The organism is Micromonospora sp. NPDC049275, from assembly GCF_043197115.1.
Taxonomy (GTDB): domain Bacteria; phylum Actinomycetota; class Actinomycetes; order Mycobacteriales; family Micromonosporaceae; genus Micromonospora.
The window spans coordinates 1-22851 of record NZ_JBICSN010000011.1; the positions used below are offsets into that span (position 1 = coordinate 1).

Sequence of the window (22851 nt, forward strand, 5' to 3'; positions counted from 1 at the left end):
GGCCCACCCGGGGGAGGGGGTGGGGGGTGTGCGGGGGTGGGTGGGGGGGGGGGGGGGCCGCGGGCGGGGGGGGGCGGGGGGCGGGCGGGGGGGGGGGCGCCCCCCGCCCCACCGCCGGACCACGAACGACTCAGGCGTGCAGGCTGGGTCGGTAGATGAACTCCTGGGTGCGGCCGTCGAGCGTCCGGCTCTCGATCAGCTCCAGGTCGTAGTCGGCCGTCCCGTGGAAGATCGGCTCGGTTCCGGTCGCGCCGGTGACCACCGGGAAGAGCGTCACCTGGACGAAGTCGACCAGGCCGGCGGCCAGCAGTGCCCGGTTCATCGAGAGGCTGCCGTGCGAGCGCAACGGCACGTCGGACTCCTCCTTGAGCCGGGCGACGACGTCGACGGCGTCACCGCGCACGACGGTTCCGTCCGGCCAGTCGAGGGGGCCCTCCACCGTGTTCGACACGACAGTCGCCGGAAGGTTGATCATGCGGGTGACCCAGGCGTCCCGGACGTCGGAGTCCTCGGTGCTGGCAGCCAGCATCCCCGCGAACATGCGATAGGTGCTGGCGCCGAAGACCATCCGCAGGTCCTCGCCGTACGTGGCGAGGCGACGCTCCAACAGCTCCGGGCCCTGCTTACCCCAGTAGCCGCCCCAGTTGCCCGTGGTGCTGCCGAAGCCGTCGAGGCTGGTGAAGACGTCGAAGGTGTAGGTGGTGGTCATGATGATCTCCTCGGGTGGATGAGTGCGGTACGACGCGTCCGCAGGAAGGCACGCTCGGTCTCGTTACTGGTCAGGGCGATGGCCTGGTCGTAGGCGGCGCGGGCCTCCGCGTCGCGGCCGAGCCGGGCCAGCAGCTCGGCCCGGGTGGCGGGCAGCCGGTGGTAGCCCGGAAGGTCGACGGCCTCCAGCGCGGCGAGGGCCACCGCCGGCCCGTGCACCTCGGCGACAGCGACCGCCCGGTTGAGCGCGACGACAGAGGTCGGCGCGAGCGCGAGGAGCTGGTCGTACAGCGCCAGGACCTGCGGCCAGTCGGTGGCCACGCCGTCGGTGTGCACCGCGCCTATCGCGGCCTGGATCTGATACGGGCCGGGCCGGTTGCGCCGCAGGCAGCGCCGGACCAGGTCGTGGCCCTCGGCGATGAGCGCCCGGTTCCACAGCGACCGGTCCTGGTCGGGCAGGAGCACGAGTTCGCCGGTCGGGCCGAGCCGGGCCGGACGCCGTGCCTCGGTCAACAGCAGCAGGGCGAGCAGGCCCAGGACCTCGGGCTCGTCGGGCATCAACGCGGCCAGCTCGCGGGCGAGCCGGATCGCCTCGGCGCACAGGTCCGTCCTGATCAGCGGCCCGGCGGTGGACGCGTACCCCTCGTTGAACATCAGGTACAGCACGGTGAGCACGGGCGGCAGCCGGTCCGGCAGCTCGTGTTCGGCGGGCACTCGGTACGGGATTCCGGCGTCCCGGATCTTCTTCTTCGCACGCACGATCCGCTGCGCGATCGTCGTTTCCTGGACCAGGTACGCCCGGGCGATCTCCGGTACCTCCAGACCGCCGAGCAGACGGAGCGTGAGGGCCGTCCGCGCGTCCGGGGCCAGTGCCGGGTGACAGCAGGTGAAGATGAGTCGCAGTTGGTCGTCCTGCACCGGTCCCACCTCCTGGGGTTCGTCCTGTTGGTGTAGCAGCAGGGCCTGGGCGTGCCGGGCCTCGCGTGTCGACTCCCGGCGGAGCCGATCGATGGCCCGGTTGCGCGCGGTCGTCACGATCCAGGCCCCGGGGTTGGGCGGCAGGGCCTGCCACTTCTGCAGCGCTGTGGCGAAGGCGTCCTGGACGGCCTCCTCGGCGAGGTTGATGTCACCGAGGAGGCGGGCCAGGGTGGCGACGCAGCGGCCGTACTCCGCGCGGTAGATGCTCGCCAGGTCCATGTCGGGTGATGGCTTCCGCTCAGGCCTGGGAGAGGTCGTCGAAGGGGCGCACCTCGACCGGACCGCAGGCGGCCGCGCACCTCTCGGCCCAGGCCAGCGCCGCGTCCAGGTCGTCGCACTTGATCACCCAGAATCCGGCGATGTGTTCCTTCGTCTCGGCGAACGGCCCGTCGCTCATGGAGGTGGCGCCGTTCTCGACCCGTACGACTGTGGCGCTGTCGGGCGACGTGAGGCCCCCGGCGAAGACCCAGGCGCCCGCGGCCTGCATGTCGTCGTTGATCCGACCGGTCTCCCGGAACATGATCTGGGTTTCCTCGTCGGACGGCGTCGGCGCGCCCTCGACGAAGTGCACGGACAGCAGGTACTGCTTCATGGTGGTCCTCTCGATAACTCGACGGTGGGATGGGAACGGGGTCAGGCGGCCAGGCGACGCGCGACAGCCGGGATCACGATCGCGGCCGCGACCAGGTGGGTGAGCATCAGCAGCGCCTTGGTGGGCGTCCCGGCGTCGGCGAGCACGTCCGGCACCAGGGACAGGACCGTCAACACCACGGTCGTACGGACGAACGCGCGCCGCGGCCGCCGCGCGAAGCGGGCCAGCAGTACGGCGAGGAGCACGCCGATCGCCGAGAAGGCTGCGGTCAGCACACCGAACCCGGAAACCGGAATCGGGGCACCGCTCACGTCGAGGCTGACGCCCGCCGCACGGCCGACGGTGGCGACGGCCATGGTGGTGGCGCTCGCGGCGACCGTGGCGAGCACACCGGCCCCGATCAGCGCGCCGAAGGCCGTGGTGGTGCGGGTGGTCTGCGCGGTGGTGGTCATCGTGCCCTCCAGCGGGTGCGTGGCCCGTCTCGATGCCGGGCTCTCACTAGGGCTACGAAGAGAGCCGGCCCCGATCGACAGCCACGCCCACAATATTTTGACGAATCTCGACCGCGGTGTACGCCGAGCCGGTCTCCGGGCCAACGGGCCGGTTCAGCTCCGACTGTCGGTGGTCTCGCCGCCCTCGCCGTACTCGCCACGGATGGGCAGGTAGTAGGCGGGCAGGAAGGCCGCGATGATGGCCACGCCGGCGATCGGCACGAACGCGCCGACGAGGATGCCGCCGCCGATCCAGACCAGCGCGAACGCGTAGCGGCGGCCGATGGCCCGGACGCCGAAGGGCCCGAGACTGGGATCCAGGAGTTTCGCCCGGCGAAGGTGTGCCCAGATGACGTTGAACAGGGCCGCTGCCACCCACAGTGTGCTGCCGTAGACGACTACCGCAATGCGTAGCCCCTGCTCCGCGCGGAGCGCGTCGGCGAGCAGCGACGTGGAGAACGGCAGGAACGCGATGACCATCAGGAGCAGCGTGTTGAGGAACAGGACCGGACGGTCGACGTGCCGCACCCGGTCGAACATGACGTGGTGATTCACCCACACCTGCCCGATGAGCAGGAAGCTCAGCGCGTAGCCCAGGTACGACGGCCACAGCGCCCCAAGGCCCGGCAGGAGGCGCCCGAAGTCCTTCGGCGGTTGGATCTCCAGCACGAGGAGCGTCACGGCGATGGCGAAGACACCGTCGCTGAAGGCGACCAGCCGCCCCGGCCGGCGCGTCAGCCGAGGGGTGCCAGGTCGGGACGACATGCCCTCCAGTATCCGATCGGATGACGATTCGTTACCGCAGAATCCGTAATCAGCGGGGGTCGGGTCGCCTTCGGGGAGTTAAAACAAACTTAAGGCTGCGCGGGCGAAAAACTGTTATCCCGAGCGGGGACGGCGGCCACCAGGAGCCCTGCTCAGCACCCTCCTTAAATCTTTTTCCGCACGTTGCTGCGGGATCTGGACGTGCACATACTTCATCCCGACCGGAGCGTTATAGCCAACTCGAAGGAAACCACTGGCAATGCGGACTCCCCCCGCGCATGTCGCACCACCGGACCGGGCGCGGAAGCGCCGTCGCCTCGCTCGCACCACGCTCGCCGCCGCGGTCGTCGCCGCGCTGGGCGGCAGCGGCATCTACATCGCCGGCGCCCAGGCCGAAGAGGTAGCCGTGCCCGGCCGGGTCCAGGCGGAGGCATTCGCCGCGCAGTCCGGTGCGCAGACCGAGAGCACAGGCGACACCGACGGCGGCAGGAACGTCGGCTGGCTGGCCGACGGCGACTGGCTGCGGTACGACAACGTGGCGATTACCGGCGCCGACCTGACGGCCCGGGTCGCCGCACTGAACACCACAGGCGGCTCTGTCGAGTTGCACCTCGGCGCGCGGGACGGTCAACTGCTGGCCAGTTTCCCGATCGCCTCCACCGGCGGCTGGCAGAAGTGGACGACGGTCACCGCGAAGGCATCACGTGTGCCGGCCGGCGCGCAGACCGTCTTCGCCGTCCTGAAGAGCATCGGCACGTCGGACTTCGTGAATCTGAACTGGTTCACGTTCGGTCCGGCGACGGCCACGACGCCGAGCGTGACGGCCGCACCGAGCTCCAGCCCGTCGGCGTCCCCCTCGACGTCCCCGTCGGGCGCTCCGGCCGGCGGCGGCTGGGTGCCTGTCGACCAGGCCAGGTGGAGCAAGGAACTGGCCGCCTTCAACGCGATCACGCCGAAGGCGGTGCCGGCGGGCACCACCCGCGTCCCCGAGTTCCACACCGACTGCGAGGTCGCCAACTCCGCGCCGGACGACCCGATCGTCCTGCCCGGCCTCTCGGGCGCCTCGCACATGCACACGTTCTTCGGTCCCAAGGTCGACGCCTTCACCACCACCGACAAGCTGCTCTCCTCGACGACCACCTGCAACGCCCCCGGTGACCTGAGCGCCTACTGGGTCCCGGAGCTGCGCAAGGACGGCAAGCCCGTTCCGATGAAGAGCTTCCGGGTCTACTACGGCTCGCGCGTCAAGGACCCGTCGACAGTCAAGCCCTTCCCGCCGGGCCTGCGGGTTGTCGAGGGCGACGCCAAGAAGCAGGTGGACACCCCGAAGAACGCCGGTAGCAATCAGTTCTGGTGCGCCGGCAGCGCCGAGATCGGCCGCAGCGCCGACGGCAACTGGCCGGTCTGCGCCCCCGGCGGCAACCTCATCTTCCAGCTGGTGTTCAAGGACTGCTGGGACGGCAAGAACATCGACTCGCCCGACCACAAGTCGCACATGGGCGACCCGGTCAACGGCGTCTGCACCGGCAAGTACCCGGTGGCGGTGCCCGACCTCTCCTTCATGGTCAACTACCAGTCGCTGGGCGGGGACGGTCTCAGCCTCGCCTCCGGCAAGCCGTCCTCCATGCACGGCGACTTCATGAACGCCTGGGAGCCCGACCACCTGGGCGCCCTGGTGAAGTCCTGCCTCAACCAGGACGCCAAGTGCGGGGTGGAACCGACGTTCGCCGGCGGCTGATCCCCGCATCCGCACTCCTGGACGGCCCTCTCGCCCGGCGAGGGGGCCGTCCGTTGTCACCTGCGGGTGGCCGACACCCGACACCCGCACGCGGCACAGCCGACTGTGACCAACCCGTCACCAGGCGCACACTCCTTGCCGACACGTCCCTGTCGACTGGAGGAACAGATGCGTCTCCGATCGTTCGTCACCGCCGCGCTGGCCGCCGTCCTGGCCGCCGGCGCACTCGCACCGCCGACGCCGGCCGCCGCGGCCACCGCCGACCGCTGGGGGTTCGCGTACGTGCAGGACCCCACGGTGCCGGTCTGGACCGTGCTGGACACCAGCCGGCAGTGGGGTAGCTGGAAGACCGCGTTCCCGGCCGCCTGGGCCACCGGCGTCAAGCTCGCGCCCGGCCGGTTCCAGGTCCGCTTTCCACAGGTGGGCGCCGCCTCGCGGGGCGTGCCGCACGTGACTCCGGTGAACCGGACCGGGCACTACTGCGAGGTGGTTCGCTGGTTCCAGTCCGGCGTCGACGAGATCGTCGACGTGCAGTGCCACCGGCCCGGTGGCACGCGCGAGGACACCCCGTTCACGGTGCTCTGGACGACCAGCTCCGGCGTACTGCCGGCCGGCACCTCCCACGCGTACGTGCAGTGGGGCGGCGGCGTGGTGGTGCAGTCGTACAACTCGACGGGCGCGGTGAACACGGCCGGGCCACTGGGGGTCGGGCAGTACCTGGTGCGGCTGCCCGGGGTGGGGCTGGCCGGGGTGCTCGCCGGCAACGTGCAGGTCACCGCCGTGCAGCCGAACGCCGGCCCCCGCCGGTGCAAGGTCTACTCCTGGGCCGCCGTGGGCAGCGACGTGCAGGTGTACGTCTTCTGCTACGACCAGGCCGGCGCGTTCGTCAACACCGACTTCGCCCTGTCGTACCACCGCCGACGGCCGGTGATCGGCTCCCTCGCGCCGCCGTCGCGCTTCGGGTACCTGGGCACCGCCGTCGGCGGGCCGACAAACGACAACTCGGTCCTCGGCGTCGGCGCCAACACGGTGGCGCCGCTGGCGCCGGCCGGCCGCTACCTGGCGACCTTCCCGCAGATCGGGCTCAAGGAGACGCACGTCCAGGTGGTGGCGCAGGGCGTCGGCAGCAACTACTGCCATCTCACCCAACCGTGGACGTACACCACGAACGCCGACGTCGACGTGATCTGCTTCGACAACGCCGGGGTGGTTACCCCGCACCGCTTCCTGGCCACCTTCACCTCGCGGCTCTGACGCCACGACCGCGCCGGCGGTGGCCGCTCCCGGTCGCCGCCGGCAGGAAGAAGCCGCTCTGACGTACGCATCCGGTCCCGCCACGGTCCGATCTGGTGATCGAGCCGGAGCGGGACCGGATGTCCCGTACCGCTGTCGGTCGCGCTGGTCCGCTCGGCAAGCTGGCCGAGGAGCCGCTCAGCCGAAGCAGTTGGTGACTGGTGGCGCGCTGGGCGTGCAGTTGGTGGGCCGGTTGCCGCTGACGACCGACTTCTCGTCCACGGTGGCCTGGCCGCCGTCGTTGAAGATCCCTCCCGGCGCCAGGACGGAGATGTTCTCCGTGACCCTGGATTCGGTGAGGGTGACGGTGCCCCCGTTGTAGATGCCGCCGGCCCGCGAATCCGTGCCGAACGCCTTGTTGCGGCTGACCTGGGTGTGCCGCAGCACGACGACGCCGCTGCCGACGTAGACGCCGCCGCCGTTCTCTATGCTGCTGTTCGTGCTGGCGGCGTTCTCACTGATCTGGACGTCCTCGGCCACGAATTGACCGATCTGGTTGAAGATCCCGCCGCCGCGTTGGCCGGCGTTGTTGCGGCTGATCTTGCTGTGCTCCAGGTGGAAGACGCCGTCGCTGAAGATTCCGCCGCCCTCGCTGCCTGTCGCGTTCTCGGTGACCTCGATGTTCCGGGCCGTGGTGGTGGCGTTGATGCCGCTGCGGATGCCACCACCCCGGAAGCCGGCGGTGTTGTGGTGGACGCGGACGTCCTCGAGCACCGCGACGCTGGAGTTCGACAGACCACCGCCCGTGCCACCGATGGGCAGGACGTTGAAGATCCCGACCGTGCTGTTGTCGCTGAGCCTGGTGTTCCGCACGGTGAGGTTGCCGTTGTTGTAGACGCCCCCGCCGTCAATCTGGGAACCGTTGTCGCTGATCCTGCTCTCGTCGTCCCCGTGCTTGTCGCCGTCCTTGCCGTCCCGGCCCTTGTCGTCCCCGCCCTTGTCGTTCCGGCCCTTGTCCGCGCCGTGATCGCTCCGGCCGAGGATGCTGGTGTTCCCGAAGTTGGCGATCCCGCCGCCCAAGCCGTTGGTGTGGTTGAAGACCACCTCGATGTTCTCGAGGGTGGCCCGGCCGCCGATGTCGATCCGGATGCCGCCTCCACCGCCGCCGATCCCACTCCTGTCCTCGCCGCCCTTGATGGTGACGTCGCGCAGCTTCAGGTCTCCGCCCGCGCCCACCTCCAGGATCCGGAACGGTGTGGCGGTGGCCCCGCGGACGATCGTGGACCCGTTGCCGTCGATGGTGATCGGCTGAGTGACGATCGGCAGGCCGATGGGACCATGGGGCACGGGCGGCTGCGGCGCGGACGCGTTGAGCGTGTAGGTGCACCTCTCGGCGAGCTTGAGCTTCGCCCCGTGTCCGGCGTTCGCGCGGACGAGCGCCGCGATCAACTCGTTGGCGCCACAGGGTACGTCCCAGGCGTCGCCGCCCGCGCCGCTCCACTTGTCGTCGCCCCTGTGGTCCTTGTCGTCGCGACCGCCGGAGCCGTGCCCCGCCTTGTCGTCGTCCGCGGCCCGGCTGTTCCCGGTGAGCACCTGCTCTCCGACGTTCAGCAGGCTGCCGCCGCCCGTGGCGAACGCTGCGGTCACCCCTGCCGGTGCCGCGACGGCGGCCAGGCCGGCGACCCCGGTCAGGCCGGCCACCCCGGCGACGAGCCAGCGTGCCCGCCGCTTCCTCGGCGGACGAGGTCGATCTGCCGCTGTGTCGTCGTCGTTCGGGTGTCGATGGTTGGACATACCTGCCCCTTCTCCGTACACCATGTCTCTGCACGTCACACTCGGTGCAGACAGCGACAAATCGGTTGTCGCCCCCACGGGGAACGTAGCCGAGCGGAACTCGCATTAACCGGTCTTATGCGAAGAAGTCCTGCATTCGGTGCGGATACGCCGCAGTTCGCCCCCCACCGTCAGCGCTGTTGTCTCGGACACGCTCTTGCGTTAGCTTCTAACATGTTAGTGGCTAACTCGAAGGAGCCCTGAGGATGAGCACACGCGTTGATCGCCGCTGGTGGATGCTTGTCGCCGTCTGCCTTGCCGTACTGGTGCTGAGCCTCGATTTCACCGTCCTGAACGTGGCCCTGCCCAGCATCTCGAGCTCGCTGGGCGCCAGCACCTCCGACCTGCAGTGGATCGTCGACGCGTACTCGCTGGCGATCGCCGGCGCGATGCTGCCCTCCGGCGCGATCGCCGACCGTATCGGCCGCAAGAAGGTCATGCTGACGGGGCTCGGCCTGTTCTTCGTCGCCTCGATCGCCGCCGCGCTGTCGGAGACGGCGGGCCAGTTGATCGCGGCCCGCGCCGTGCTGGGTGTCGGGTCCGCGATCATCCTGCCGTTGACCCCGGCGCTTGTCATCACGACCTTCTCCGGCCGGGAACGCACCCGGGCCATGGCCCTGTTCACGGCCGCGGTCGGCGCCGGAATGCCGTTCGGGCCGATCCTCGGCGGCGTCCTGCTCGAGCGCTACTCGTGGAGTTCGGTCTTCTGGATCAACGTTCCGATCCTCGCGATCGCGTTCGTGGCCGGGCTGCTGCTGATCGACGAGTCGCGCAGCGAGACGCCGCGCCCGCTGGACGTCGTCGGCAGCATCCTGGCCGTGGTCGCCACTGTCGCCCTGGTGTACGGCGTCATCCGCGGCCCCGAATCGGGCTGGACGGACGGCCTGACCATCGCCCTGCTGATCGGCGCGGTGACAGCGATCGCGCTGTTCGTGGCCTGGGAACGGCACGTCATCCACCCGTTGGTGACGTTCCGACTGTTCCGCATGCCGCAGTTCACCTGGAACACCGTCGCGATCATGATCGTCGCCTTCGCGCTCGCCGGTGTCATCTTCGTGGTCCCGCTCTACCTGCAGGCGGTGCGGGGCTTCGACCCGCTCGGCACCGGCCTACGGATCATCCCGATGATGGCTGGCCTTCTGGTGTCCGGCGCCCTGGCCACCAGCCTGGACCGTAGGTTCGGCGGGAAGGTCATCGTGATCACCGGCCTGGTGGTGCTGGGCGCCGGGCTGCTCCTGCTGACCCGGGTCGACGAGGCCAGCGAGTACGTGTGGCTGGCGGTCGGCCTGGCCGGCTGCGGGTTCGGCGTCGGCGCCGTGATGGCCACCTCCCTGGAGGCGGCCGTCGGCTCGGTCGGCGACGACGACGCGGGCAGCGGCTCGGCGGTCGTGAACACGCTGCGCCAGGTCGGCAGCGCGGTGGCGGTGGCCGCGCTGGGCAGCGTGCTGTCCGGTGTCTACCGGAAGGACCTCGCTCCGGCGCTCGGCGGTCTCCCGTCCGACGCGGCCGACGCGGCGAAGGAGTCGGTGTTCGGCGCGGCCGCCGTCGCGGACAGGCTCGGACCGTCCGGTTCCGCGCTGTTGCGCTCCGCCCACCTGGCGTACGTCGACGGGATGTCGATGGTCATGTGGTGCTGCTTCGGCCTCGCCGTGGTCGGCGCCGCGCTCTGCCTGGCCTTCCTGCCGACACGCGAACCGCTCACGGCGGTGACACCGCACGATGACGACGAATCCCCGGCGCGTACCACCGCGCGGAGCAGAGGTTAGGCTGCCACGGTATCCCGATGAATCCGCGGAATGAGCCCCCTGTGAGCGGTACTGACACGTCCCGGGCCGCGGGAACCGACTGGCGGCGCGCGAAACGCGAGCGCACCCGACGGCTGCTTCAGCAGAACGCCATGCGGCTCTTTCTGGAGAAGGGTTTCGACGCCACGACGGTCGAGGAGATCGCGGCCGCCTCCGGCGTCTCCCACATGACGTTCTTCCGCTACTTCCCCACCAAGGAGGACGCGGCGCTCGAGGACGACTACGACCCGATGATCGCCGACCTGATCGCCGAGCGTCCGGCCGACGAGCCCGCCATCGACAAGATCCGGCACGCTCTCACGCACGGGCTCAACCAGCTCTACGACAGCGAACGCGACGTGCTGCTGGCCCGGATGCGGCTGGTCTACCGGACACCCGCGCTGCGAGCCGGCACCGGGCAGCGGCGCGACGCCGACCAGCGGCTGCTCCTCGCGGCCCTGGCGCCCACCGCCGGCGGGTCCCGCGGCGAGCTGCACCTGCGGGTCGTGGTCGCGGCGGCCCTGGCGGCCACGACGGAGGCCATCCGGTACTGGGCGGAGAGCAACGGCGCCGACGACCTGCGCCACCTCATCAACGAGGCCTTCGACGCGCTGCGCGCGGAGTTGACGCACGACGCGCCGACCGACGGGGCCTCCGACTGACCCGGCGCCGACCGTCTCCACGAGGACGACAGGCGCCGGGGCCGAGCCGCGCGCCACGGTGGTCAGCCGGCGAGCAGGTGCTTCTGCACCTTGCCCATCGCGTTGCGGGGCAGCGCGTCGAGGAACCTGATCTGTCGAGGCCGTTTGTGGACGGACAGCGTCCGTGCCACGAAGTCGACGAGCTCGGCCGCGGTGACCTGGTCAGCGACGACGAAGGCGGTCACCTCCTGGCCGAGGTCGTCGTCGGGCGTACCGACGACCGCAGCCTCACGAACGCCCGGGTGGGCCAGCAGCGCGTCCTCGACCTCACCCGCGCCGATCCGGTAACCACCGCTCTTGATCAGGTCGGTGGACCGGCGGCCGACAAGTCGGTGCGCGCCGTCGGGTGACACGCTCGCGATATCACCGGTACGGAACCACCCGTCCCCGTCGAGCAGTCGGGCGGTGACGTCGGGTTTGCCCAGGTAGCCGTCGAACAGCATCGGCCCTCGAACCCACAGCTCCCCGATGGCCGTACCGTCGGCGGGTACCGGGTGCCCGTCGTCGTCGACGACCCGCGTCTGCGCCCCCGGCACCGGAGTGCCGACCATGCCGGGCCGGCGGGACGGGTCGTCGGCCCGGTTGCTCAGCGTGATCAGCGTCTCGGTCATGCCGTAGCGCTCGACCGGCCGGTGACCGGTGAGCTGACGCATCCGCTCGAACGACGGCACGGGCAACGCGGCGCTGCCGGAGACCAGCAGCCGTGCCGAACTGAGGCGCGCGGCGGCCGCGGGCTGGGCGCAGATCCGCGACCAGACGGTCGGCACCCCGAAGTAGAGGGTGCCGCCGGCCTCGGCGTACGCCTGCGGGGTTGGTCGTCCGGTGTGGTGCAGTCGGCAACCCACCCGCAGTGCGCCGAGCACGCCGAGCACGAGACCGTGGACGTGGAACAGGGGAAGACCGTGCACCAGGAGGTCGTCGGGGGTCCAGGCCCAGGCGTCGGCGAGCGCGTCGATGCCGGCCTCCACGGCACGGTGCGACAGGACGGCACCCTTGGGCGCCCCCGTGGTGCCGCTCGTGTACATGATCAGGGCGGTTCGTTCGGGAGTCGGCTCCGGGTGTCGGGTGTCCGAGACGCGCCCCAGGTCGACCCGACGGACCGCGACCTGCGCCGGCTCGTCTCCCGTGCCGCCGAGCAGCAGCGTCGCCCCGGAGTCGCGCAGAATGTGCGCCCTCTCCCGAGGACCCGAGTCGGGCGGCACGGGGACGACGGCAGCCCCGCTGAGCAGCGCGCCGACCACCCCCACCACGGTCTCGGCGGTGGCGGTGGCGTGCACGGCGACGACCGGTTCCCCGTGCAGGTCGTCCGCCAGAGCGGCGGCGCATCCCAGCAGACGCTCGGCGGACATCGTCACCGGGCCGAACCGGATCAGGTCGCCGACGGCGGAGTTGGAGCTGGCGAGACCGGCGAGCAGGCGCATGGGCCGAGGCTACGCCGGATGTGACACGTACAGGACTGTGCGTGCGGGCGTACGTCGCTCAGCCGCCGTCCAGCGCGGAGGCGATGGTGGCCGGTGCCTTCAGGGGTGCGAGTTGGTCCCCGCCCAGTCCGTACCGCTCGGCGAGGTACGCCGGGTCCTGCCAGGTGACCAGCGAGCCGGGCTGGCCGTCGTCGCGCACCATGATTCGCATCGGCAGGTCGATGGCGATCTCCGGATGGGCCTGCATGAGCGGGGTGCCCGCCTGCGGGTTCCCGAAGATGACGACCTGCGTGTCCGGCATGCTCAGCCCGACCTTGCGAGCGGCCGCCGCGTGGTCGACCACCGCCGCCACCGCCGCGCCCGCGCGTTCCGCCTCGGCCCGCAGCGCCGCGACCGTCTCGCCGACATCGCGGGCGCTCCGCCTGGTGACCAACCCGTCGTTCACGCCCAACCCCCGCTCACCGTGGCATCAGCGAATCCATCTCATCGTGCCGGCAACCGAGGGCGGCCCGGGGAGGATTGCGGCAAACAGCCCCTGGTTCGCGACAGGCGTGGCGCCCGACCCCCGATGCGCGCGCGTGTCAGGACGAGCGGAGTCGCTCGCGGAGCCAGGCCCGATCGGGGTTCACCACGGCCCGACCGCCGAGCACGACGGTGGGCACGGTCTCATTGCCGCCGGTTATCGCCCGGACGGCGGCGGCACCCGCCGGATCGTGCCAGATGTCCACCCAGTGCGCCCGCCGGGCGAGCCGGCCAAGCGAGAACCGGAGGTGAAGGCAGTAGCGGCAGCCGGGACGCCAGTACACGATCGGCCGCCCGTCCGCCGCGCTGGCCCGTTGCGCCATGGCCGCGCCCACCGAGCGGGGAAAGGCCCACGGCGACAGCAACAGCGCCAGCACCAGGAAAATCAGGAACTCGACGCCGCCGACCACCGGTAACCCGGCCCGCAGCTGGGCCACCAGGACCACCACGCCGCAGGTCGCCGTCACGATCGCCAGGGTCCACCGCCGCGCCACGTCGGGGACACTACCGCCGGACGAGCGGACACGCGCTCTCGCCGGCCTGGGCGGAATACCCGGATCGCGCCGCCGAGATCGCGCGGACGCGGTGCCGAGTCCGGTTGACGACTCACACGCATCTTCAGATGCGAATGCGTGAGTGCATGGCTACCATGGGTCAGCAATCCAGAGGGAAGGGGGGTCGTGTCGGCGTGCGAAGTCCCGTCAACGGAACCGCGACGATGTCTGCGCCAGGCCGATCGGCTCCGCTCGTGGCCGGCCGACTGCGCAGGCTCGCCCGGCGGGTGGTGCTGATCGCGGCTGCCGTCGGTGCCGGTTTCCTGCTGGCCGCCCTGTTCCAGGAGCCGGCCGCCGCCGACGGGATACGCAGCCACCCCGGCGACGAGCCTCATCGGCAGCTCCGCGCTCTGGTCGAGCCGATCGCGCGGCTCACGGTCGCCGAGCGTTCCGCGGATGCCCGCCCGCGCGTCGTACGGGCCGACAAGACCCCCCATGACCGGCTTCGTGCCCCGCTGGCAGGGGCCATCGGCGGCGTCGTCGCGCCCCGTGACCTGACGCCCCCGGCGGCGCCTCGTCGGCCGACGAACGCATCGCGCGGGTCCGTGCCGCTGCCTCGGGTCGGCGCCACCGTCCCGTCCGGCACCGTCGAGCGCACACAGCTCCGGCCCGCCTCACCGGCATCCGTGACTCATCGCCCCGCTCCCCACGGGCGCCCGTCCCGGCCGGCCGCCGGCCCGGGACCGGGGCCGGCCCCCTCCGCGGCCGACGCGCCCGCGCTGCCCGTACCGGCCCATCCGCTCGCGCCGCCCGTACCGGCCGGTTCTCTCGCGGTGGGCCTGATCACCGCCCCGCTGCCGCACGTCGTCGACATCGTGCGCGCGGTGCCGATCCAGTCGGTCATCATCGCGCTCGTCCGTGTCACCGACGCTCTCCTCCCGCCCGCGCTCCGGGCGGTGATCCCTCCGGCCGCACCTCCGCTGGCTGCTCCCCGAGCGCCCGGGCCGGCCGAACTGCCGGTGACCGGCTCGCCACCGGTGACGGCCGTGCCGACATCACCGGCGCCGCCACCCGTCCCCGCCGCGTGCGGGGTGGCACGCGCCACGGCGGCCGCGCCGCTGCCGATGTTCGTCGCCGGCCCCGCGCGTTCCGCGGCGTCGACGGGGCACGCGGCCGTGCGCTCCGCCCCGTTGGCGGTGGCCGTCGACCATCCCGTCCGACCCGTCGCGCCCGTCGACGAGGATGCCGCCGGCGTCGACAACGGATCGACGCCAGTCCCCGGGCTGATCCTGCCGGTCGACCGGCAGTCCCCCCTCGGCACCGGGGTGCCCTGCGCACTCGTGCCACTCGCTGTCGAGAGCCGCGCTCCGTCTGCGATCGCCCGCCCGGGCTGAGGCGGATCGACCGCCCCGGGTGGCCGGCCGACACAATCGGCTCCGTCCGCTGGCGTGGTCGATCAGTGCCCGTGCCCGTCTGCCATGACGGTGTGCCGCGGGCCCATGCCTGTCCGCCCGTCGCGCACGACCGCCTGAGCAGCCCGTGGACGTTCCGGGTTCGGTGGCCGGTGTGACGCGTACCTGAGATCGGAGAAACGTGGTGATCCACGTTGTCGTCGCCGAGGACATGGGTTTACTTCGCGGTGCGCTGTGCGCCGCGCTGTCAGGTGAGGAGGACATGAAGGTGGTCGCCGACGTCGAGGGTGTCGGCGAGTTGTTGACGGTGGTCCGCAGGTGCAGACCCCAGGTGGTGGTGCTGGCGCTGACACCGGAGTCGCCCGACCCGGTGGAGGTGGTCGCCCGGATCAGCGACGAGGCGCCGCACGCGGCCGTGCTGGCCATGAGCCCTCGGTGGAGTCCTGCCCTGGTGGAGGCCGCGCTGGCGGCCGGCGCACGCGGCCTGGTCGGAAAGGACAGCTCACTGGTGGAGCTGGTACGGGCGATCCGCGCGCTCGCCGCCGGGGAACGGGCGATCGACCCGGCCGCCGCGGTGGCGGTGCTGAGCCCTCCGGAGGTCCCGTTGACAGCGCGGGAGATGGACGTGCTGCGGATGGCGGCCGAGGGTCTGCCCCTGAAGGAGATCGCGGCCCGCCTCTTTCTGGCACACGGGACGGTGCGCAACCACCTGTCGGTGATCCTGCGCAAGACGGGGGCTCGCAACCGTCTGGAAGCGGTGTGGCGCGCGCGAAGTAACGGCTGGTTGTAGCCGTCGGGGGCGGGGCCGGCAGAGGTGCCCGGACCCGCCCCCGTCGCCGTGCGGACCTCGCGGATGCGTGTTTGAATATTGACGTTGTGTGATCGCCATTCATCGGAGTGCGGGAAGGTCCATCGTGATCCGTACCCTGCTCGCCCTGGACGGCGCCCTGGTGCTGGGCGCGCTGTCGCTCGTCCTCGCCGCCGAGGACGACATCCATGTCGTGGCCGAGGTGGATCGCGGCGACGCGGTCTCCGCGGCCGTCCGCGCCCAACGCCCCGATGTGGTGGTGGCCGACCTCGACGTCGTCGAGGGAGTCGACCCGAGCCGCCTCGGCCGGTGCCCCGTCCTGGTGCTGGCCCACCCCCACCGGGCACGGCGCCTACGGGGCATGCTCTGCCCGACCCGTACGGTCGGCATCCTGCGCCGCGACGCGGCCCCTCAGCGGGTCATCGAGGGAATTCGCCGGCTCGCCCGCCGCGAGCCGGTGCTCGACGCGGACCTCATCGTGGCGGCGCTGCGCTCGGACGGGCCGCTGACCAGCCGCGAGACAGAGGTGTTGACGCTGACCGCGGCGGGGGCGCCGGTCGCGGAGGTGGCCGCGTCGCTCGGGCTCAGCCGGGGCACCGTCCGTAACCATCTCGGTCGAATCACCCGCAAGGTGGGTGCGCGCACCCGGGTCGAGGCCGTGCGGATGGCAGGCGAGGCGGGCTGGATCTGATGGCGACGTCGGCTCGGGCGGGGGGAATTCAGCCCCGCCGTGCCGCCGCCGTCCGGGGCCGCGCCACCGGGTCGTCCCAGCAGCCGACGAGCTCCCGGTAGGTGGCCGACCGGGCCATCAACTGCTCGTGCGTTCCCACCATGGGCTCGTCGCCACCGAGGACCAGCACCCGATCGGCCCGCAGCGCGGAACTGATCCGGTGCGCGATCACCACGAGGCTGCCGGGTCGCCGGGCGAAGGCGCTCTCGACCGTCGCCTCCAGCGCCGGGTCCAGGTGACCGGTCGCCTCGTCGAGGAGCACCAGCGGTGCGGGTGCCAGCCAGGCCCGGACCGCCGCGACGAGCTGCCGTTCCCCGGCGGACAGCAGAGCCGGCGCGACAGGCGCGTCCAGACCGCCCAGGCGGGTCGCCAGGGGACGCGCGCCGAGCGCGTCGAGGGCAACCTCCAGCAGGTCGGCGTCGGCGTCCGGCCGCAGGTAGCGGAGATTGTCGGCGAGGCTGCCGGTGAAGACGTACGCCTCCTGCGGCACCAGCACCCGCATCCGGGCCAGGTCTGGCGGCGCGACGTCGGCCACCGTGACGCCGGCCAGGTGGACCGTGCCGGCCTGCGGCGGCACCAGACCGGCCAGCAGGGCGGCAAGCGTGGACTTGCCCACGCCGCTCGGGCCCACCAGGGCGAGGTGCTCCCCGTCGGCGAGCGTCAGCGAGAAGTCCTCCAGCACGGGCCGGGCGCGCGGGCCGTACCCGAAGGTCAGTCGGCGAACCTCGGCGGCCGGTGCGCGGCCGGCCGGACCGGTCGGCGGGCGGACGGGCGCTGGCCGGGTGGCGGGAGCGGGCAGGCGGGGTCCGTCGGGCGCCGGACCGGCCCGCAGGATGTTCTCCAGGGTGACCACGTACCGCAGTCCACCACCGCCGAGGCCCTGCACCAGCGTGTGCAGGGCCGGTTGCAGGCCGGTGGAGACGTAGATCAGCGCACCCAGCACCGCGCCCGCCGTCAATCCGCGTTCGACGAGCCACGGAGCTGCCGAGAGCAGCACGACCAGCGGCAACCAGCCGCCGATGCCGAGGCTGAGGCTGCGGATCACCGCCATCCGCGCGAGGGTACGTTCGGCGACGGCCTGCGCCGACACCCGCTGCTCCACCTCGGACGTGACCCGTGCCTGCGCGCCGCAGGCGACCACGTCGCGGTGGCCGGCAAGCGCGGTCGACGCCGACTGGCCGAGCTGCTCACCGGCCCGGACGTACGCGCGTTGGTGCCCGACCATCGACGGCAACGCGGCGAGGAACACGACCAGGCCGGCGAGCAGCGGCGCGGCGGCCAGCGCCGCCACCACCGGCGCCAGGGCGAGCAGGCCGAGCAGTGCCGCGCCGGCGGAGAAGAGGAAACCGCGGGTCACCATCAGCAGGCCGGCGAAGGTGTCGCGGACGATCTCCATCTGGTGGGTCAGCCGGGTCACCGCTGCGCCGTCCGGGCGACCGCCCGCCCGGGTGGCGTCGCGCAGCGCACCCCGGACCACCTGGGCGGCCACCTCGTCGCGGAACGGCTCGACAACGGCACCCAGGCTCCGGTACGTCCGGCCGGTCGCCGCCGCGCCGACCAGCACGGCGACGGCGAGGACCGCCAACCACGCCAGGCCGGTGAGGAGACGTCCGGCCAGAAATCCCTCGTCGACGGCGCGGGCGACCAGGAGGCCGGCGAGCAGTGCGGGCAACGACTCGACGAGCGACCAGCCGCAGAGCCGGGCGAGGTCGCGCCGGCGGGCCCGCAGGGCCTGCCAGGTGACCCGCCGTACGCTGCGACGGCTCACGACCCGCCGCCGGGCGGCTGGAAGACGGCACGGTACTCCGGGTCGGCCCAGAGTCGCCGGTGTGGCGCCAGGCCACGCAGCCGACCACCGTCCAGCCAGGCGACGAGGTCGGCCGCCGCGGCTGCCGCGCTCCGATGGGTGACCACCAGTCGGGTACGCTCGCCGCCGCGTCCGAGGACCGCCTCGGTGATCCGGTGCTCGGTCGCGGTGTCCAGACTGGATGTGGCGTCGTCCAGGATCAGCAGCCGCTCGGCGGCGAACGCCCGAGCCAGGCCGAGGCGCTGCGTCTCGCCGCCAGAGAGCGGTGTGTCCACCAGCGGGGTGCGGTAGCCGTCGGGCAGGCGGTCGATCACGTCGGCGACCGCCGCCAGGTGGGCTGCCCGTCGGACGGCAGGCGTGGCCGGGTCCGGACCGACCGGCGGCGTCGCCGAGTCGAGCGGCAGCGCCAAGCCGATCGCGTCGTGCACAGTGGCGCCGATCAGCACCGGCTGGTCGAAGGCGTAGCCGACGGCTCGGCGCAGCGCCGGGCCGTCGAGGTCGCGCAGCGGCACACCGTCGAGTCGCACCTCACCGCCGTCGGGGTCGTGCAGCCGTCCCGCCACGGCGGCCAGGGTCGACTTGCCGGCACCGGACGCGCCGACGACCGCCACTGTCGCGCCGGCCGGCACGTCCAGGTCGATGCCGTCCAGGATGGGTCGGCCGTCGTCGGCGTACACGCGTACACCACGCAGGCGCAGGGCACCGCCGCCGGGTGGAAGGGGCCGGTCGCCCGCCGGCGCGACGGGTTGGTGCAGCAGCTCGGCGACGCGGGCCGCTCCCGCGCGGCTGCGTACCAGGTGGTTCAGGGTGGCGAGCACCGCGCCGAGCCCGGCGCCCATGGCCGCGTACCGGACCGCGGCGACCAGTTGGCCCGGCGTGAGCCAGCCCGCGGTCAGGGCGTACCCGCCGACCGCGACGACGCTCAGGTGCAGCAGCGGTGCCACGGCGGAGGTGCGCGCGCTCGCCCGGGCCAGCAGGTCCCAACCGCGCGCGCCGTGCCGGCCCAGCTCCGGCAGGTCCGCCAGCACGCGGTCCTCCTCGCTGCGGGTGGTGGCGGCGGCCGCGATGGTCCGGGCACCGCCCAGCGACTCCAGCAGTCGACCGGCGATGGCGCCGAGCACCCGTTGGTATCCGGCGGTCACGGCCGAGGCGTCGACAACGAAGGCGCGCATGAGGACGGCGAGCAGGCAGAGGCCGGCGAGCAGGGTGATCCCCAGGACCGGCTCCATGATGGCCAGCGCGATGACGCTGCCGAGTGGCGGGAGCACCGCAACGACGGCCAGGACCACGGCGTTGCCGGCCTGGCCGGCGTCGGCGGCCTGGCCGACCAAACGGCCGACGAGGTCACCGACCGGATATCGGCGGGTGACGCGAACGTCGAGCGCGAACAGGTGACGCAGCAGGTGCCGGCGCAGTCCGGCGGTGGCGCGTGCCGCCCCGTACCCGCTGGTCAGGTCCGTGAGGGTGTCGACGCCGATGAGGACGACCACCAGGCCACCGGCGGACACCGCCCACCAGCCGGCGCCGCCGACGAGGGCGGCGTCCACGGCGCGGCCGAGGGTCGCGGGTAGCACCAGTTCGGCGGCCGCGCCGAGCAGCGCGACGGCGGCGAGTCCACCGGTCCAGCCGCCGCCGGCCCGGGCCGTCCGCCGCAGCAGCCGGTCCCCCGTGGCGAACGTCGGCATGGGTCCTCCCGTGGGTACGCCGCTGCCCTGGGTGGGTACGTCTACCCACCCAGGGCGTGTACGGCGGATCAGTTGCAGGTCGTGACGGAGAGCGAGCTGTCGCCGCAGAGCAGCAGGCTCGCCCGGCTACCGCCACCCGTGCGGTCGGCCGGAGCCATCTCCAGGCCCTGGAGGTCCAGAAGCGCCATGTCGTTCACCTCCCTTCCATCCGTTCGCCGATCACTTCGCCCCCGCTGTCGCGAGGGAGTCTCTGCGCGCCCGGTAGGGGCGCGAGGAAGGGCAGCACCGGCGGCTGGTCGTGCTGCGCGCAGGCAAGCGCGTAGAGCACGCCGGCGGTGCCGGTGCCGAAGTCCATGGAGAGCCGCAGCAACTGCTCGCCGGGGAAGGCGGTTCCGTCGCGGTACGGCAACGCGTGCCAGGCCAGCCGGTCCCGCTGCGTGCCGAGTTCCCGGCGGTCGGCCTCGTCGGTCGAGGCGGCGAGGTAGGCGATGATGCCGGCCCGGCCGGCGAAGAGCCCGGACTGCGCGTAGAACGGTGACCGTGCCGCGCGTCGGATCCCCGCGCTCGCCTCGGCGAAGCGGTCGTCGGCGCGGTGGCGCAGGTACTGGTCGAGGATCAGCCCGATACCCACGCTGCCGTGCGCCAGGTACGGCATGGTCCGCCAGCCCTCGTTGACCTCCAGGGCGCCGTCCGGGCGCAGCACGCACCGGCGCAGATCCTGGCGCAGCGCCGTGGCGGCGTGCCCCAGCAGTTCGTCGTCACCGCTGAGCTCGTAGAGCCGCAGCAACATCAGCGCCGGTCCGGTCCGGCCGCGCAGCAGCCCGGCGTACGGGTTACGTCCGCCGCTGACATCAGGACCCGGGTCCTCGGCGAGTTGCCCGATCACCCGTTCGGCGGTCCGCCACGCGGTGTCGCGCAACGACGTCTCCCCGGTCCGTGCGGCCAGCTCGGCCAGGTTGAGCGCGATCCCGGACAGGCCGCTCGCCAGGCTGTGATCGAGCCCGTCCAGGGGTTCCCGCAGGCAGATGTCCAGCACGTCCAGCGCGTCCTGCCGACGTCCGAGGTGATCGAGGGCGTACGCGACGCCGTGCAGCCCGTCGTAGAAGCCGCATCGGGTGCCGGACGCAGGCGCTGTCGCCCGCCGCACCAGCCAGTCCTCGTGGTCGGGCCACCGCCCGGCACCGCTCTTGTCGAGCGCGTACAGCACGCCGGCCGCTCCGTGGGCGAGGTTGAGGCCGCCGCTGCGGAACTGCTCGATGTCACCGGGAAAGAGCCTGTCGTCGCGCTCGGGGGTGGCGCTCGCCAGGATCGCCGTGGTCAGTCGGTCCCGCGTGGTCGGCCAGTCAGCGGTGGCGTAGGCCCCTGCCGGGTCCGCGATCGGGACGGCACCGGTGATCTCCTCGACCGCCGGGTCGAGGAAGGACCTCGGCACCGGGAAGTTCGCGGCGATGATGTCGGCCAGGTGGGCGACCTTCGCCGGGGCGAGCCGGACCAGCTGGGTCAGGGGCAGGAACAGCGCCAACCGCAGGCACGCCAGGGCGTACCTGTCGACCGCCGGTCCGCTCCGGTCCCTCGGTGCCGCGAAGCCCTGGTTCCGCAGCCCGGGCCGGCGGTGCCCGGTGATCGGCGCGGCCACCTCGAAGTCGACAAGGGCGACCCGGTCGTCCGGCCGGATCATGATGTTGAACAGGTGCAGGTCCCCGTAGACCAGACCGCGCTCGTGGATCGCCGCGACGACGGACTCGACCTGCTCGTAGGTCTGCCGGGCCCAGCGGGCGTACGCCTCCCGGTCGTCGTCCGTCGCGTCGGCGTCGATGAGCGGATACCTGTCGACGAGCACCTTGTTCAGGGGCCGGCCCTCGATGAACTCGAGCGCGAGGAAACGGTGCTCGCCGAGGGTGAACTCGTCGTGCACCCGCGGCACCTGCGGCAGGTCGGCGAGTTGCCGCAGGGCGTCGGCCTCGCGGGCCAGCCGGGCGACGGCGTCGGTGCCGTCGGCGTCCAGGCCGGCGTGCGGCCGAGCCTCCTTCAGCACCACCTCGGTGTCGGTCCGCAGATCCCGGCCCACGTACAGCCCACCGCCGTTGGAGAAGTGGATCACCCGCTCGATCCGGTACGGCACCTGGTCGGTGCTGGTTCCGCTGCGGGCGGCCACGTGTGGGCCGAGGAAGTCGGGCAGGGTGACCCAGGCTGGTACGTGGAAGACGGGCTCGCGGCGGTCCGGCACCAGCGTGCCGGAGTCGTCCTCGATCGCCGGCACCACCTGGCCGTCGGGTGAGTGGCAGTAGCGGGCGGCGAAGCCCCCGTAGCGCACGTGGACCGGGCCGTCGCCGTAGCGGAGGTCACTGAGGATGTACGGGCCGGTTTCGCCGGTGAGCAGTTCGTCGAGCTCCTTGCAGACCAGCTCCAGCTCCGCGTCGTCGCGGGGGTAGACGGTGATGAACTTGCCGCTGGCGGCCCGCGCGGCGTACTTCGAGTTGCGCAGCAGCAGTGTGCGGGGCCCACGGAGGAACTTGAAGGACAGGCCGCGGGGGACGCAGTAGTTCCAGACGGCGTCCAGCACCCGCTCGGCGTTCGCCAGGCCCGCCGAAACGTGGATCTTCCAGCCCTGCTGTGGAAGCGAGCCGCCGTCGGGCGCGTAGATCAGCCAGTCGTCGAGCGGCTCGCGCCGCCAGCCGGTCGGGATCGGCCGGTCGGCGGCCGGGAAGACGGGCTGTGCGACGGCGCTGCCGAGCGAGTCGTAGAACAGCCGGTCCGCGGCGCAGTAGCTGTCGTAGCGTTCGTCCACCGTCCCGCCCCTCTCGAACTCGGCCGGCCCATTGTTCCGGCGTTGAATCGAGTCTCATCGACGGGATGGGGTGGGCTCCAGTGCGCTTAGTCACCGACTGCAATGCGGGGCGCACCGGCGGCCCATGACATAAGTCAGGGTCACCTCCACCAGGTGTGGGTGCCGGCGAGCGGCCCGGCGCTCCGCGCAGACGCCCGACCGCTCTGCAGCAGTGGTGACCCGACAAGCCGCCCGACCTGGGGTTTCTTTACCAAGCTCAGTAACGCAGAGCGTTCATCCGCTCACCGAGCCGCTTCTCCTTGACCCCCGCGACGGGCGGAACTTAGACTCCCGTCATTGTTAGCGTTAACAGTCGCGTCAC

At 72.1% G+C, this 22851-nt stretch carries 20 protein-coding genes; 7 read left to right on the plus strand and 13 right to left on the minus strand.

What is annotated here, in order from left to right; all coding sequences use genetic code 11:
* Positions 1–130 precede the first annotated feature (130 nt).
* The 5 genes from ACGFIE_RS25585 to ACGFIE_RS25605 all read right to left on the minus strand — a co-directional run bounded on the left by ACGFIE_RS25585 (position 131) and on the right by ACGFIE_RS25605 (position 3534).
* The gene (locus tag ACGFIE_RS25585; protein ID WP_393298983.1) at positions 131–709 is read right to left on the minus strand and encodes a dihydrofolate reductase family protein; all 579 of its coding nucleotides are present in this window, start codon (positions 707–709) and stop codon (positions 131–133) included.
* Positions 706–1905 (minus strand): RNA polymerase sigma factor, encoded by a 1200-nt coding sequence (locus ACGFIE_RS25590; RefSeq protein ID WP_393298986.1) that lies wholly within the window; start codon positions 1903–1905, stop codon positions 706–708. The genes ACGFIE_RS25585 and ACGFIE_RS25590 overlap by 4 nt, the downstream gene beginning before the upstream one ends.
* Before the next feature lie 19 nt (positions 1906–1924).
* Positions 1925–2278 (minus strand): YciI family protein, encoded by a 354-nt coding sequence (locus tag ACGFIE_RS25595; protein WP_363683991.1) that lies wholly within the window; start codon positions 2276–2278, stop codon positions 1925–1927.
* A gap of 41 nt (positions 2279–2319) precedes the next feature.
* Positions 2320–2730 (minus strand): DUF6069 family protein, encoded by a 411-nt coding sequence (locus tag ACGFIE_RS25600; protein ID WP_393298989.1) that lies wholly within the window; start codon positions 2728–2730, stop codon positions 2320–2322.
* Positions 2731–2883: 153 nt separating this feature from the next.
* Positions 2884–3534 (minus strand): TMEM175 family protein, encoded by a 651-nt coding sequence (locus ACGFIE_RS25605; RefSeq protein WP_393298992.1) that lies wholly within the window; start codon positions 3532–3534, stop codon positions 2884–2886.
* Between the two features lie 259 nt (positions 3535–3793).
* Here ACGFIE_RS25605 and ACGFIE_RS25610 point away from each other — a divergent pair, with 259 nt between their 5' ends.
* Both ACGFIE_RS25610 and ACGFIE_RS25615 read left to right on the plus strand, forming a co-directional pair.
* Positions 3794–5272 carry a DUF1996 domain-containing protein gene (locus ACGFIE_RS25610; protein ID WP_393298995.1) on the plus strand — a complete coding sequence of 493 codons (1479 nt, stop codon included), beginning with the start codon at positions 3794–3796 and terminating at the stop codon, positions 5270–5272.
* A gap of 168 nt (positions 5273–5440) precedes the next feature.
* Positions 5441–6526 (plus strand): hypothetical protein, encoded by a 1086-nt coding sequence (locus ACGFIE_RS25615; RefSeq protein WP_393298997.1) that lies wholly within the window; start codon positions 5441–5443, stop codon positions 6524–6526.
* Between the two features lie 177 nt (positions 6527–6703).
* Here the strand turns inward: ACGFIE_RS25615 and ACGFIE_RS25620 are convergent, their stop codons facing one another.
* Entirely contained in the window at positions 6704–8299 is a 1596-nt protein-coding gene (locus ACGFIE_RS25620) for a hypothetical protein (protein ID WP_393299000.1), read from the minus strand.
* A 245-nt stretch (positions 8300–8544) separates the two neighbouring features.
* On the opposite strand from ACGFIE_RS25620, the gene ACGFIE_RS25625 reads away from it, so the two are divergent.
* The gene (locus ACGFIE_RS25625; RefSeq protein ID WP_393299003.1) at positions 8545–10104 is read left to right on the plus strand and encodes an MFS transporter; all 1560 of its coding nucleotides are present in this window, start codon (positions 8545–8547) and stop codon (positions 10102–10104) included.
* A gap of 41 nt (positions 10105–10145) precedes the next feature.
* A complete protein-coding gene (locus ACGFIE_RS25630; RefSeq protein ID WP_393299006.1) occupies positions 10146–10784 on the plus strand; it encodes a TetR family transcriptional regulator in 639 nt (212 codons plus the stop codon).
* A gap of 62 nt (positions 10785–10846) precedes the next feature.
* Here ACGFIE_RS25630 and ACGFIE_RS25635 read toward each other — a convergent pair whose 3' ends face one another.
* The 3 genes from ACGFIE_RS25635 to ACGFIE_RS25645 form a co-directional block, all read right to left on the minus strand.
* Entirely contained in the window at positions 10847–12244 is a 1398-nt protein-coding gene (locus tag ACGFIE_RS25635) for an acyl-CoA synthetase (RefSeq protein ID WP_393299009.1), read from the minus strand.
* Between the two features lie 58 nt (positions 12245–12302).
* Positions 12303–12689, minus strand: coding sequence for a DUF302 domain-containing protein (locus ACGFIE_RS25640; protein WP_393299012.1), 387 nt, complete (start codon positions 12687–12689; stop codon positions 12303–12305).
* Positions 12690–12825: 136 nt separating this feature from the next.
* Entirely contained in the window at positions 12826–13260 is a 435-nt protein-coding gene (locus tag ACGFIE_RS25645; RefSeq protein ID WP_393299015.1) for a glutaredoxin domain-containing protein, read from the minus strand.
* A gap of 254 nt (positions 13261–13514) precedes the next feature.
* Between ACGFIE_RS25645 and ACGFIE_RS25650 the strand changes: the two genes are divergently transcribed.
* From ACGFIE_RS25650 to ACGFIE_RS25660, 3 genes are all read left to right on the plus strand, one after another.
* Complete coding sequence (locus ACGFIE_RS25650) at positions 13515–14654, plus strand: hypothetical protein (RefSeq protein WP_393299018.1); 1140 nt, start codon at positions 13515–13517, stop codon at positions 14652–14654.
* A gap of 202 nt (positions 14655–14856) precedes the next feature.
* Complete coding sequence (locus tag ACGFIE_RS25655; protein WP_393299021.1) at positions 14857–15462, plus strand: response regulator transcription factor; 606 nt, start codon at positions 14857–14859, stop codon at positions 15460–15462.
* 124 nt (positions 15463–15586) lie between these two features.
* Positions 15587–16171, plus strand: a complete 585-nt coding sequence (locus ACGFIE_RS25660; RefSeq protein WP_363683963.1) for a response regulator transcription factor — start codon at positions 15587–15589, stop codon at positions 16169–16171.
* Positions 16172–16199: 28 nt separating this feature from the next.
* Here the strand turns inward: ACGFIE_RS25660 and ACGFIE_RS25665 are convergent, their stop codons facing one another.
* The 4 genes from ACGFIE_RS25665 to lanKC all read right to left on the minus strand — a co-directional run bounded on the left by ACGFIE_RS25665 (position 16200) and on the right by lanKC (position 22490).
* Entirely contained in the window at positions 16200–17978 is a 1779-nt protein-coding gene (locus tag ACGFIE_RS25665; protein ID WP_393299024.1) for an ATP-binding cassette domain-containing protein, read from the minus strand.
* Positions 17975–19702, minus strand: coding sequence for an ABC transporter ATP-binding protein (locus ACGFIE_RS25670; protein WP_393299027.1), 1728 nt, complete (start codon positions 19700–19702; stop codon positions 17975–17977). The genes ACGFIE_RS25665 and ACGFIE_RS25670 overlap by 4 nt, the downstream gene beginning before the upstream one ends.
* 68 nt (positions 19703–19770) lie before the next feature.
* Positions 19771–19890, minus strand: a complete 120-nt coding sequence (locus ACGFIE_RS25675) for a SapB/AmfS family lanthipeptide (protein ID WP_013734295.1) — start codon at positions 19888–19890, stop codon at positions 19771–19773.
* A 5-nt stretch (positions 19891–19895) separates the two neighbouring features.
* Positions 19896–22490 carry a class III lanthionine synthetase LanKC gene (gene lanKC, locus ACGFIE_RS25680; RefSeq protein WP_393299030.1) on the minus strand — a complete coding sequence of 865 codons (2595 nt, stop codon included), beginning with the start codon at positions 22488–22490 and terminating at the stop codon, positions 19896–19898.
* Between the last annotated feature and the right edge of the window lie 361 nt (positions 22491–22851).